Origin of the sequence: Fusibacter ferrireducens, from assembly GCF_015352425.1 — a bacterium.
Taxonomy (GTDB): Bacteria; Bacillota; Clostridia; order Peptostreptococcales; family Acidaminobacteraceae; genus Fusibacter_A; species Fusibacter_A ferrireducens.
Genome location: NZ_JADKNH010000016.1, coordinates 25621 through 39763 on the forward strand (window position 1 = coordinate 25621; position 14143 = coordinate 39763).

11 protein-coding genes, 2 tRNA genes and 1 other RNA gene are annotated in these 14143 nt (G+C 33.1%); all 14 read left to right on the plus strand.

Going from position 1 to position 14143, the window contains the following annotated elements; genetic code table 11:
- Positions 1-426 precede the first annotated feature (426 nt).
- A complete protein-coding gene (locus ISU02_RS20335) occupies positions 427-867 on the plus strand; it encodes a hypothetical protein (RefSeq protein ID WP_194703687.1) in 441 nt (146 codons plus the stop codon).
- Between the two features lie 19 nt (positions 868-886).
- Positions 887-1255 carry a hypothetical protein gene (locus ISU02_RS20340; RefSeq protein WP_194703688.1) on the plus strand — a complete coding sequence of 123 codons (369 nt, stop codon included), beginning with the start codon at positions 887-889 and terminating at the stop codon, positions 1253-1255.
- A 21-nt stretch (positions 1256-1276) separates the two neighbouring features.
- Positions 1277-2005: a hypothetical protein gene (locus tag ISU02_RS20345; protein ID WP_194703689.1), complete on the plus strand. Its 729-nt coding sequence runs from the start codon at positions 1277-1279 to the stop codon at positions 2003-2005.
- Positions 2006-2011: 6 nt separating this feature from the next.
- Positions 2012-2713, plus strand: coding sequence for an OmpA family protein (locus ISU02_RS20350; protein WP_194703690.1), 702 nt, complete (start codon positions 2012-2014; stop codon positions 2711-2713).
- 2 nt (positions 2714-2715) lie between these two features.
- A tRNA-Arg gene (locus ISU02_RS20355) sits at positions 2716-2791 on the plus strand.
- Between the two features lie 133 nt (positions 2792-2924).
- Positions 2925-3380, plus strand: coding sequence for a tRNA adenosine(34) deaminase TadA (gene tadA / locus ISU02_RS20360; RefSeq protein ID WP_323985065.1), 456 nt, complete (start codon positions 2925-2927; stop codon positions 3378-3380).
- A gap of 1 nt (position 3381) precedes the next feature.
- Positions 3382-3471: transfer RNA gene (locus ISU02_RS20365), tRNA-Ser, on the plus strand.
- A gap of 12 nt (positions 3472-3483) precedes the next feature.
- An RNA gene (gene ffs, locus ISU02_RS20370) (signal recognition particle sRNA large type) lies at positions 3484-3747 on the plus strand.
- A gap of 305 nt (positions 3748-4052) precedes the next feature.
- The gene (locus tag ISU02_RS20375) at positions 4053-6476 is read left to right on the plus strand and encodes an HD domain-containing protein (protein WP_194703692.1); all 2424 of its coding nucleotides are present in this window, start codon (positions 4053-4055) and stop codon (positions 6474-6476) included.
- Entirely contained in the window at positions 6466-8796 is a 2331-nt protein-coding gene (locus ISU02_RS20380) for an HD-GYP domain-containing protein (protein WP_194703693.1), read from the plus strand. Before ISU02_RS20375 ends, ISU02_RS20380 begins: the two co-directional genes overlap by 11 nt.
- Before the next feature lie 68 nt (positions 8797-8864).
- On the plus strand, positions 8865-10547 hold the full coding sequence (gene dnaX, locus ISU02_RS20385) for a DNA polymerase III subunit gamma/tau (RefSeq protein ID WP_194703694.1): 1683 nt from the start codon (positions 8865-8867) through the stop codon (positions 10545-10547).
- A 22-nt stretch (positions 10548-10569) separates the two neighbouring features.
- On the plus strand, positions 10570-10908 hold the full coding sequence (locus ISU02_RS20390) for a YbaB/EbfC family nucleoid-associated protein (protein WP_194703695.1): 339 nt from the start codon (positions 10570-10572) through the stop codon (positions 10906-10908).
- The gene (gene recR / locus ISU02_RS20395) at positions 10909-11508 is read left to right on the plus strand and encodes a recombination mediator RecR (protein WP_194703696.1); all 600 of its coding nucleotides are present in this window, start codon (positions 10909-10911) and stop codon (positions 11506-11508) included.
- A gap of 126 nt (positions 11509-11634) precedes the next feature.
- Positions 11635-14112, plus strand: a complete 2478-nt coding sequence (locus tag ISU02_RS20400) for a LuxR C-terminal-related transcriptional regulator (protein ID WP_194703697.1) — start codon at positions 11635-11637, stop codon at positions 14110-14112.
- Positions 14113-14143 lie beyond the last annotated feature (31 nt).

Here is a 14143-nt window from a genome sequence, read left to right on the forward strand (position 1 = left end):
GGGACAGTGGTTGAGAATGTTATGTTTTGAAACATGCTCAACCACTTTTCTATTTATGTCAGCCTGAGTCAAACGTTTCTAAATGAGAAAAATATATTTTATATAAAAGTAAAATAAATTTTAAAAAAGAGATCAATTTTATTTCAGATACAAAAAAAGCTACAGAACATTACAATATAAGGGTTTAAGTGTATTGATGTAAATAGGTTAACACACCAGAAATAGAAGTTTTCTAATTGTTAGTGTTAACTGAATACTGGTGTAAGTACTGGAATAACTTAATTTCAATTAAAATATGCATATATAAAAAATGAATTGTAATTATGAAATTAATTATGTAAAATTAATATGTACAAGCAAAGATCAGTTAATAAGCGAATTAGAAGATTAACAGTTAATTAACAGTAAACTAAAGGAGGTGAATTAATGTATAAAGTCAGTGAAGCTGCAGATATAATTGGCGTTGAGAAAGTAGAAATTTTTGAGAAGATGATTACACATAAAGCTTTGCTTGATCCTAATATTTCAAAACAAGATGGAGTGACTTATTTCGATGAGCGAGGATTAGAAATATTAAAGACATTATTTCACTCGAGTTTAGAACAAAATCAGGATGTCAGTTCTGAAGATGTAGACATAATTAAAGACGCAAAGCCAAATAAATTAAAGTCTAGACAAGACAAAGAGTATGATATTTTAAAAAGAAAGCTTGAGATCATTACAGATGAGTTGTTGAATTTGGATCAGGAATTAGAAGTAAAAGATGAACTGGTAGCAAAATATCAATTTAAACTGTTAGAAGATTTGGATGTGATTAGCAAGTTGCAGTATGGCATACTAAAAAAGTTTGAAAGGTCAGTTGAGTAATATGTATAGAGTAATTGAAGTGGCTCGAATGTTAGGCGTCAGTAAAGTAACAATTTATAAAAAAATAAATAAGAATAAAAAAACATTGAAAACTCATATTCATACTAGAAGTAACATTACTTACATTGATGATGAGGGTGTTCAAATTATAAAGGATAGCATTGAAGTCGTGACGCCATATCTATTAAACGATGATACGGATTTAGCGGAATTTAAGCGGAATAGTTTAAAAGATTTGAATGAAGCAATCGATATTTTAAGTCATCAGATTGAAATTAAAAAGAATCAAATTAATCGAAAAGATGAAATAATTGAATCTTATAAGAGTATACTAAAAAGCAATAGAGGTAAAATCCAATATTTAGAAAGTAAATTGAGTGAATTATAAGTATAGGGAGGATATGACGTGGTGCCTAAAAAAACATTATTTGAAAAAATGGGGTTTGTGGAGACAAGCCCAACTGAAAGTGAAGTATCGGAATTAGGATTAACAGAAGAATCAAAAGAGCCTGAACTGGATGTGAATAAGGTACCAGATTTAGAGAATGTTCCTGATTTATCACATTTAGTCTCTTTGCCAGTTGAGGAAGCTGCTGTTGATATTAAAAAAGAAAATTTTAACGCAAAAGAACTGGAAAGAGAAAAAGCTGGTAAGATGAACGATATTCCAAAAGATATTGGTGATAAGCTTGACTTGTTAATCAATGCGTATGAAAAAAATAAAATGTTGACTATTGATGAAATATATAGAAATGCTCACCTTGAAACGGATGTAAAAAAATCGATTTTTATGGCAGATGTTTATTTAAAAGCAATTCCTGAGAATTTACCTATGGATCTCAAAAGAGAAACTGTTTTAAATATAATGAATGTATCCAATATTAGTTTGGATGAGCTCTTAAATGATGCCTATAAAAGAATTGACTCACTAAATACAGTTTTGGAAGAGACCGTCTCTACAACTCAAGAAATTTTCAATAGAAATGATGCAACGATCAGTGAGCTGGAAAAGCGTATTGAAGATCTAAAAGAAATCAATAAGAGTAGAAAAAAATTCCAAGAGGACCAAAATACTTTAATCGAATATGAGATTCAAAAGATTATTAATCTTGTTGAATTTGTAAAACCTAAGAAGTAGAAAATAATGTTTCCTAAAAAATATACGCTAAAAGGTAAAATAATAATTGGAATATACTTGATTTCTTTGCTTACAATCGTTATTATAAGTAGTAGTTATATTTTAAGTTATATATATAACTCGCCAAATCAGTCTGAACCAGTTGCCAATGAAAATTCGGAAGTGATAAGTACGCCTATCAGTGTTCCAGAAGAAAATCCAAGCTCAACAGAAGTGGTTCCCAGTCAAAATGTTGAAGGTGAACCTGTAGAGCAAGAAGAGGATGTGGCAACAGATCTTTCCGAAAATAGCAAGAGTGATATTGAAAATGGTATTTACTCTATGGAGGATCTTAAAATTCTAAAAGAAGCGCATGTTGTACTCTATTTTAATTTTCAATCATTTGAAATTACACAAGAGGCTAGAGCAGCTTTAGAATCTTTTGCAGATGTCATCAAGGCTTATCCTGATGAAATTTATGTCATTGAAGGACATGCAGATGGATATCCTAATTTTTCTAATACAGCTATGGAAGTGGAACTTGTATCCAATCGAATAAAGGCTGTCTATGATGTTCTGATAGGTCATAATTTGGATTTGACAAAAGCTGAAATTATAAATGGTGGGTCATCGAACCCCGTTTCAGTCCAAAAAGAAGCGCGTCAAAAAAATGATTATGTAGAAATATATTTTAGAGATTATGTCATAAAAAATACAAATAGAAAATAAATGCACTCGTAGCTCAGTGGATAGAGCAACCGCCTCCTAAGCGGTAGGTCGGAAGTTCAAATCTTCTCGGGTGCGCCACGACATCAAAACCCTTGTGATCAGTAAGTCGCAAGGGTTTGTTATAATGTAATCGTCAGTAGAAAACCTTATGTCTTGCTAAAGATTTTAAAAATAGTCTGTGATTGATTATAAAAAAAGGAGATATTTAGATGTGAATGAAAACACAAATAATTATTTTATGAGATTAGCTTTAGATGAAGCAAAAAAAGCTTTTGACCTCGGTGAAGTTCCTATTGGAGCCATTATTGTAAAGAATGGTAAAGTCATTGGAAAAGGACATAATACACGAGAACTATCTGAATGTGCGGTTGCACATGCTGAGATAAATGCCATACAAGATGCCTGTTGCAATATAGGTCATTGGAGATTGACAGACTGTGACCTCTATGTTACAATAGAACCCTGCCCTATGTGTATTGGGGCTATTTATCAGTCTAGGATTAAAACCGTATACTTTGGTTCAAGGGACCCAAAAGCGGGTGCTTGTGGATCGGTGTTCAATTTGTTTGATTTTAAGGGATTAAATCATTATTGTCAGATTGTTGAAGGCGTTTTAAGTCAAGAATGTTCTGATATAATGAAGCGTTTTTTTAGAAGGTTAAGATAGTGGAGAGATGTCCGAGTTGGCTAAGGGGCACGCCTGGAAAGCGTGTAAGGCTGTCATGGCCCCGCGGGTTCGAGTCCCGCTCTCTCCGCCAACAAAATATATGCCGTGCTAGATGGGGAGGTAGCGGTGCCTTGTAACTTGCAATCCGCTGTAGCAAGATTGAAGTCCATCTAAGGGATACCATTGTTGAGTCTGCCCATAATAAGTGGTGTTGATAGTTGGGTCCTGCGCAATAGACACTTATGAACCCCGTCAGATCTGGAAGGAAGCAGCGGTAAGTAAGAAAGTTTATGTGCCGCGGGGGTTCCTGATTTGAGCTAACTGTTGTGGTAACGTCTGTAGTAGTATTTCGAAGTTGGATGCACGGCTTACATATTAAAAAGTTGTCTATTGAGGCAACTTTTTTTTTATAACAACAAGATTTGAGCCAAAAGCTACGATGAGGGATGTTCACCCTCAAGTAGCGTCAGCGAAAATCGTTTTGATTCATCGGGAGATGACACAAATGTTGCTGCATGCAACAAGATTTGGGAAATAATAAGATTTGACTCGAACGATGTTCTCTGAGACTTTTATATTTGTTAATCTAAAAGTTAATCTCCTTTATCTTTAGCGTTTTTTCTAATATAATTTACATAAGTGAATCCATTTATCAGATCGTGAGGAAGTTGAGTGAATTATAAGCGAGATTCGATAAAAAAATCAATCATTAAGTTTCTAATAAAGTATATAACGTTACTTGTGCTTGTGCTATTATGTGCCAATATAACACTCTATGGCATTTTTTGTATTGTCAGTAATGATAATAGTGATAGAGGCATAAGGACAATAGATCTTAAAAAAACACCTTTAAAGGCTATAATGGATGAAATAGAGTATCTGTCGTATAGCATTTCGAATAATAATGCAAGTGATATAAGGGAAAAAGAGCTTAAAAATGAGCTATTTCTAGAGGCGTTAGTGACTTCAGATTCTAATATAGTAAATGCTTATCATGCAGTAAGAGAAAATGCAAAATTCTCACTAGATAGAGAAATGCAAGATGACGCCAATAAGAATTCTGAGGCTGTGGTGGAAAAGACAAGTGAAATCATGATTTCTGCACCTCACTTAGAAGCCAATTCAGGTATAGAAGTTGTAACATTTAGCAAACCTATTTGGAATCTAGAAGGTACATTTTTAGGGGAGGTTATGGTTGATTATAGATATGATGTTTTTAAGGCCTCTGTCTTATCAACTGTCAGCAAATCTAATCGCATAGAACTTATTTACACGGAAGCATTGCAATACGCCGTGATGGAGCACTACAGTTTTTTTACTCAAATACTGGACGCATTAAAAAATCAATTCATACAAACTTTACTCATGATATTATTATTATCTGCATCATGCTATGTTTTTGTGGCTAAAAGTTATGAGACTCTAAAGCAGCTCGTACTAGATTTAGATCGAAATTATAGAAAAAATATTCATGGGACATGCTTGATAGAGGAATATCATATTATCATGGCAAGCTTGGACGAAATAAAAGAGGATATTGATCTAAAGTTACTTGAGATCAGTGAACTCAAAGTCATAGAAAGTGAGTTGATACAAGAGACTAGATATAAAAATAAACAGTTCGAAGAGCTGTACAAAAATCATACGGTTCTCAAAAATAGGGATTTGTATTTGAAATCACTGTTTAAAACAGTATCAGAAAATATAGAGCAGATGATATGGCTTATGGATACAGAGGGGCAAATCATTTATGTGAATCAAGCTTTAGCAGAAATATTAAAAAATGAGCCAGCAACCAGTCCGTGTGATCATATAAATGATTTTATAGAAGGCTTTGACATGGGGGTAGATCTTTTATCAAAAAGGGATTACAAATCTATCAAGTTTACTTTTAAAAATCAAATATTCAAAGAGTCATTAAACGGCGGATCTGTAAGGATTCGAGAATTCAATAGAGTAAGGTACATACTTTGTTTTTGTTCTAAAAGTAATTTTGAAGACAAAATGAATCAAAATTATCTTAAAAAAAGCAGAGACTTACATTTTATAAATGAGATTGGCAAAATTATAAGTGTTAACAACAGCATAGAATCAACACTTCAAGATATACTTGATAAAGTTGCTTTTTTGGCAAATTTAAATTTAAATACGATAAGACTTATAAATGAAAATCAAAAACTTGAACTTAAAACGGTTTCCGGCTACAGCAATAAATATATCCTAGAGAAGGAAGCGCCCATTGAAGGCAGGCATATGGGATATTGCTTTAAAGAGAATAAGATTATTATAATCAATGGTGAAGAGGATTTGTTGTTTCGGGAACTTGTTTTAGAAAAAATATTAAATGAAGGGCGTTCTGTCGCGTATATTCCATTGGCCAACTATCAAAAAAGTTTTGGTGTAATGTCTATTATCAGCGATTTTAAATTTAATACAGACTATATCATTTTATTGGAATCCATATCGATTAATGTTACGATTTCGCTTGAAAAAGTTTTACTATACGATCAGCTTAAGGCGAACTACTACAAGACGGTGGAAGCTTTTGTCACTGCAGCTGAGATTAAACAAGAGAGATTTAGTGGACATTCAAGGCGTGTTGCGCGGATTTGTCGGTTGATAGCGCAAAGACTCTACTTAAATGATAATGAAATTGATGACATCTACATTGCAGGATTATTGCATGATATCGGGAAATTGGGTTTTGCAGATAATTCACTAGAATATTTTTTTGATATAGATGAACATGGTGTTATGGGCAGAAAAATGATAGAAAATGTAGGTTTTAATAAGGAAATTCTCAAAGGTATAGAATTTCATCATCTCAATTATGATTTGTCAAATCAACCCGTCGATTTGCAAGAGCAACCTTATTATTCACAAATTATCAGATTGGCAAATGATTTTGATCTTTTTATGAATTATAATAGTGGCAATCATGATAAGCACCTTTTTTTAAAGAAAATGACCACGGAATCAGGAACTGTGTATTCGCCACAACTTTTAAAAATATTAGAAGATCTAATTTGTAATAAAAATAAAATTTTGGAAGCAATTTACGATTTTAAAACATTGGGGGAACAGGATGAAAATTAAATATTATAATTTTCAAAAGTGGTTAATTTTCACAATCATTTTAATTCCAATGATTTTATGGAGTTTAAGTGCTTATTTCTATCTTGATGGTTACTTTGAAGAAAAGAAAATTGCAAAAGCAAATGTGGAAATAGATCAATTGGCAAATCAAGTTTTCTTAAACTTAGAGAACTGTTTGAGACAAATGACATTCACTCAAAAGATGGATTCAATAAATCAAGTGGTTTCAATAAAAGAATCAAGTGATTTCTTATCTGATCTAGATCAGTCGCCTGCGTCCTATGAGATTGAATTGGATTCAAGTCAAAACAGATTTATTATTCATATGGAGAGACCTGATTCAAAAGATCCTGTCGTCCAATATATGCCCTTTGAGAGTATCCACTTTTCAAATCGCACATTTAATGTAACATCAAATGAAAAGGCCCATTTAAAATTGGGCGAGATGCAAATAGTAAATGATGATTATTATAAGGCCGTTCGAAGTGAAAAATTGAATCTTGAAATAGTCGTTAAAATCCCAGTTGAAAATGAGTTGAGACCTTCTTATTGGTTATGGGGAAGTTTGGTGATTCTAGTTAATATAGTGATTTTCTTATTGTTCAATAGCATACTGAAACGTAAGCAATATCCATTGAATCAACTTATAAAGATATTAGATCTCATAAAAAAAGGTCAATATAAAAAAGAAAATAGAATTCAACCTGATTATGATGGACGTTTAGAGCAATTGATTGATGAAATTATTGAGATCGAAGCGGATTTGGAAAAAGAAATAGAGACCTTAAAAGCGTCTTGTGAAAAGTACAGAGCGGATATGGATGCTCTCCTTGAGAAGAGCAAAGCATTAAAACGAGAACATGATCAATACTTTACGGATATGGCAACAAAGGAAGCATTAAATGATGTTTTATTCGACGCAATAAATGAAATTATTTTTATAATAAATAAAGAGGGCATTATTTTAGAGGTCAATTGTGCTTTTGAAAATAAATTAGGATTCAAAAGGGAAGAAATTGTTGGAAAATCTATATTATCTATAGTAATGGATAATTCTAAAGCGCTTACAGATTTGACTACACATTATCCTGAACCTTTGTTTTTAAATTTTAGAATGAATAGTTTTGACTCTCAAATATCTCAATTTTTAAATGTTAAAGTTGAAGCTTTGACAAATGGAAGCTATTTATATGTGGGTAAGTCCATCAATGATGAGATTGCACTTCAAAGCCGAATTCTTAGAAAAAATAGAGAACTGGAGTATATTAATCAAATTAACTCCTCTCTGATTAGCAATTGGGGTTTGAAAGAACTGTTGATCAATATTATAAATAGAATTGATTATCTTTTTAATATTGTGTCCGGAACGATCAGAATAAAAAACGATGATGGTGTTTGGGAACTAAAAGCACAGACTGAAAAAGGTGATTTTTACCATGAAATGAATATTAAAGATATAAATGCTTACTATGAAAGTGATGTTATTTTGGATTCAGAGATAAAAATTATAGATGTGGATGATACTTACAGAGAAAAACATCATTATTCTGAGAGCTTAAAACAAATATTGATTGCTCCGATGGAAACAGACGGTGAAATTATATCTATTTTATCCATTGGCATAGAACATGAGTTGACATCGAATGATATCAATATTTTGAAAATGTTTAAGAATCAAGCGTCCGTTGTCATTCAAAGAGCGTTGCTATATGATCAATTGAGAAAACAGTATTTCAATACAATCCATGCACTTGTGAATGTTATTGAAGCTAAAGATAAATATACGGAAGGTCACTCTAGAAGGGTATCGAGATTTTCTGTTGAAATTGCATTAGAAATGGGCTATAGTAATGAAGAACTTGAAAATATAGAAATTGCAGGCCTTCTTCATGATGTTGGCAAAGTGGGAATACATCAATCTATTCTGACTAAACAAGGTAAATTGAGCCAAGAAGAGTACGAAATTATTAAAGAGCATCCCGAAAAAGGCATCCAAATATTAAAATCAATAAAATTGGATTCACAAATTGTTGAGGGGATTTTATATCACCATGTGAGATATGATTTGAAGGGATACCCCTCTAGACACACGTTGAAGGAATTGCCTGAATATGCTGCTATTATTGGTGTTGCAGATGCATTCGATGCAATAACATCAGAACGCTCATATTCAAAGGCAAAGACCATTTTTGAAGCTCTAGAAGAATTAATTCGAAATAGAGGCACTCAGTTTTCGCCGATAATTATCGATGCTTTTGAAAGAATCTTAAAGAAGTCGCCAGATAAAATACAGAATATAATTGATGATCTATGTTTATAAAAAGAAGGGTTCAGATAAATAAGAGTACATTGTTTACAAATAATATTTGCAAAAAAAGGAGCGAGAAAATGGCTTATCAAGCTTTGTATCGAAAATGGAGACCACTCAATTTTGATGAAATAATTGGACAAAATCACATTATTCTGCCTATTAAAAACCAAATTGTCAATAACAGCATAGGACATGCCTATCTTTTTTCTGGAACAAGAGGGACAGGAAAGACTACAACAGCAAAGGTTTTAGCAAGAGCTGTAAACTGTTTAAATAATTTGGATGGCAATCCGTGCAATACCTGTGAAAACTGTAAAAGTATTTTGGAGGATCAATTTATTGATGTCGTGGAAATGGATGCAGCTTCTAATAATAGCGTGGATGATATCAGGGAATTGAGAGAGCATGTTAAGTTTGCACCCTCAAAAGGTCGCTTTAAAGTCTATATCATTGATGAGGTACATATGTTATCTCAAGGTGCATTTAATGCACTTTTAAAAACCCTGGAAGAGCCTCCAGAGTATGTACTTTTCATTTTAGCGACAACAGAGTCCCATAAAATTCCTGCGACGATCTTATCAAGATGCCAACGATTTGATTTCAAAAGAGTCTCTTATGACGACTTGCTCTTTAGATTGAAATACATTTGTGATCAGACGGAAGTTACTTATGATATTGAAGCATTAAAACTTATTATAGAAAAAAGTGATGGTGCCGTAAGAGATTCTATAAGCAGTCTTGATCAGTGCTTAAGTGTGGGGACAAATCGTTTATTGGTTGAAGATGTTGTGGATTTACTTGGGCTTGTGGAAAATAAGATTATTCTTCAATTAATAGAGCATTTAATTCAAAAAGATGCCAATCAACTTTTTATACAAGTAGACGAAATCATAAAGAGTGGAAAAGATTTAAATCAATTTATCAATGCTATCATTGAAGTTTACAGGGATCTATTAATTGTATTATCGGTAAAAGAAAACTATGACTTGCTCATCAATGCCTCCAAAGAGTATATGGAGACTTTAAAGGGCTTGTCAATTCACTTTAGTCAAATTGAAATTTCAAGGGCTTTAAATCTTTTCATTGAGCTTTCAAAGCATATTAAATATTCTCAGAATAAGCGCATTTTATTCGAGGCAACACTTGTTAAAATTATGAATGTTAAAGCAGACCAGACTATAGAGGGCCTTATAGAACGCATTGACAAGCTTGAACGCATTATTTATGAAGGCGGGAGTATCCCCAATACCCCTCTCATAAAAAAAACGAGAGCTTCCGTAGCGCCACAGCCTATTACGGATAAAGGATTAAGTCCAAAGACGACTTTACCCGAAGGCGCATCAACTGGAAATGCTTTAAAAGCGGCTTCAGCAAATTCAAAGGAAGATATTGAACCCTTTATTGAATTCACGGATTCAGAGATTGGATTGGATGATGTTTTTAAAATTTGGGATGGATTCACGGATACAATAAAAGCGGAAAAGAAAGGTATCATGCCAGTTTTTGAAAATGCAACGCCTTTGACTCTCAGTGGAAATCGGGTTACAATTGGTATAGCATCTGAGGACAAACTCTTTATAAATATTGTGCAAAACGCAGCTAATTTGAAATATTTAGAATCACTCATGTCTAGGCTTTTAAAAAAATTGGTTTCACTTCATTTTGAAATAAAAGAAGAAGAGCATAAAAAAGCACTCAATCCAGAAGATCAGGTAAGAGATTACTTTAAGGATTATAAAGATGTGCTTGAAATAAAATAAGAATTTAGGAGGATTTTTAATTATGGCTAAAGGTAGAGGACCAGCTATGCCTGGTAATATGAATAACATGATGAAGCAAGTTCAAAAAATGCAAAGAGATATGCAAATGGCTCAAGAAAAAATTGAGTCGGAAACATTTGAAGCAACAGCTGGTGGTGGTGCTATTAAAGTCACAGTAAATGGCAAAAAAGAAGTTCTTTCAATTGATTTAAAACCAGAAGTGGTTGATCCAGACGATATTGAAATGTTACAGGATCTCATTATTGTGGCTGTAAATGAGGCGCTTAAAACCGCTGATGATACGATGAATAAATCACTTGGCAAATTTACAGGCGGCATGAACATTCCAGGGTTGTTTTAAATGTCAAAATTTATTCCTTCTATCAATAAGTTGATTGATGAATTTTCTAAACTGCCTGGAATTGGCAAAAAATCAGCACAGAGACTTGCTTTTTATGTCATCAATATGGAACAATCAGATGCTTATAATTTCGCTGAATCCATATTGGAAGTAAAGCGAAAAATAAAGTATTGTGAAAAATGCTTTAATATTACGGAAAGTGAACTATGCGATATTTGTTCTGATCAGAAGCGAGACCATACCGTAATTTGTGTTGTTGAGTCTCCACGAGATTTAATAGCCATTGAGAATACAAAGGAATTTCGTGGCTATTATCATGTACTTCATGGGGCTATTTCTCCAATGGATGGCATTGGTCCGAATGAAATTAAGATAAGAGAGTTAATTTTAAGGCTTCAAGAAGATGATAGCAATGAGATTATTATTGCGACTAATCCCACCATTGAAGGTGAAGCAACAGCGATGTATATCTCAAAGCTTTTAAAGGGAACGGATATCAAAGTAACACGTCTTGCTCATGGTATTCCGGTGGGTGGCGATTTAGAATATGCTGATGAAATCACCCTTGCAAAGGCAATTGAAGGAAGAAGAGTTTTATAAAATGCGACTTTGGCTTTATCCAAGGTCGCATTTTGTAAAATTGTAGTTTAAAACAGACGTGAGCGCTTTGAATTGTTTGAAAATTCAGTTATACTTTAATAGATACGAAACGAATTAGGGGTATATATGAATCAACTCTTGTTTCAAAGAAAAAATTTGAATAGAGCTTTTGAAAAGATCATGTCATTTCCGTTGACAATTGCAGTAGCACCTATGGGGTATGGCAAAACCACTGCTGCAAGAACCTATTTAGAAGAAAATAAAATACCCTGTGTATGGCTTTCTATTGAAAGGGATGAAGACTCTGCGGAATATATATGGAGTATACTTACAAGGCAACTGTCTAAGGTCATGCCTGAACTAGGAAATCAATTGCGTGTTTTGGGGTTTCCAGACGATTTTTCTAAAAGGGATAAAGTTTTAGAGTTAATTGAAGAATATACTTTTAGAACAAATAGTGTCTTGATTATTGATGATTATCACTTTGCGCATTCCTCAGAGGTGGATGCATTTTTAGATTTTATAGTATGGAATGCCATTGAGGGCTTTCATATTCTTTTGTTGTCTAGGACCATGCCAACTCTATCTGTAGATGAAATGGGTTTAAAAGGGGTTTGCCATTTGATCAAAAATAGCCTTTTTGAACTCTCTTTAGAAGAAATTAAATTATTTTTTGAACTTTATGATTGCAAAATTGACGTTGATATTGCAAGAGAAGCCTATGCAGTTTCAGAAGGTTGGATTTCAGCGGTCTATTTAATTGTGCAACGCTTTATTGAAATTGGAAAGATAGAGCATGCTAAAAGTATAGAAAGACTTATAGAAAAGGCAGTTGTTAAGTGGTATTCAGACAGGGAAATAGATCTTTTGACAAAACTGAGTATTTTAGAAAGTTTCACGCCAGAGCAAGTCGCATTTATCACTGGTGATAGGTCTAATGAAAAGATACTTTATAAATTGAGTGAAAGCAATTCGCTGATTTATTTTGACAAAGTGAACCAAACCTATAAACTGCACAATATTTTAAACAGTTATTTTAAATCTTTTTTTGTGGAGCGGTTACAGGCCTCAGAAAAGAATGAACTTTTGAAGAAGAGCGGCACTTGGTATATACAACACGATGATGTCATTTTAGGAATTAAATATTTTTTAGAGGCAAAAGCTTATAAACATATTTTAGAAGCATTTGAAGGTTTGAATTTGACAGAAATCATCGATTGCAATCCTAAATATATATTAAAGTGTTTTGAAGAAATTCCTGAATTGATCAAGTACCAATATCCAATTGCTTTTTTGACTTTTGCAGGGTTTTATGTAACCAATATCGACCCTGTAAAGGGGTTACAACTCATAGATGCTTTTGAGTCCTATTTTTATTCGTATGAAAGTGGGGATTCAGAAATTCAAAGAATTGTCAAAGGTGAAATTGAACTCATCAGAGGGTATAGTGAATTTAATGATGTTGAAAAAATGCAGAAGAGGTTTAAAAGAGCACATGAGTTATTAGAGGGCAATTCTTTAATTGCCAATAAAGAGAAGATCATCACCTTTGGTTCAGCCCATATTCTATATTTATATTACAAGACAAAAGGTACAATGTATTCCATATTGGATGAGATGGAAAGACTTTTTTGGTATTATAACGATCTTTCCAATGGCTGTGGCATGGGCTTTGAACACCAATTTAGAGCAGAATATTGTCTTGAAACAGGCGATCTAGAAGCTGCTGAAAACAAGGCGCAAAAAGCCATTATAAAGGCAGAAACTTTGAATCAAATCTCAGTGATTATTTGTTCTAAGTTAGTTTTGGCTAGGATTTTAGTTTATAAAGGAAAAAGTCATGATGCAATTGAAATAATGGATAATTTAGGGCAAACTGTAGATGCTCTTAATAGTCCTATCCTAAGTAGTGCCTTTGACGTGAGTTTAGGCTATTTGGGTGGCCTTTTGAATGAAGAGCAGTATTTTGCAACATGGTTGAAAAAAGGTCTTATTAGACAGAGTGATGTGCTCTATCAAGGCAAAGGGCTAAATTATATTGTTTATGGTAAGTATTTACTGATAAAAAAGGCGTATTTGAGATTAGAAATACTTTGTGAAGAAATGATTAAAGTCTTTGAAATTTTTGATAATCAGTTTGGGTATCTGCATTTATTCCTTTTAGAAGCGATTGCGAAATATAAGCTTTATGGATTCGAAAAATCTAAGCGGAGTTTAATTAAAGCCTTGGAAATAGCTAGAGAGGATCATATTATCCTCCCTCTGGTTGAGTACGGAAAAGATCTTCTTAGAATAATTTTAGAGCTGAGGGCTTGCAACTTAAAAGATCCATATCTAGACGAAGTTATTGAAAGATTTCAAGAACATGAAGTCAACTTGAGAAATGATTCTGGCTATATTAATACCATGCAATCCACTTTAACAGAGCGTGAAATGGAGATTTTAAGCGGTATTGTTGAAGGTAAAACAAATAGAGAAATTTCAGAAAAGCTCTTTATTGCTGAAGTGACCGTTAGAAAAAACATTACAAGTATTTACAGAAAGTTAGAGGTGAAAGGGCGTGCATTAGCAGTCAAAAAAGCAATCGACCTCAATCTCCTTTAAAATATATCGTATAAGATAATATCCAAGCCTT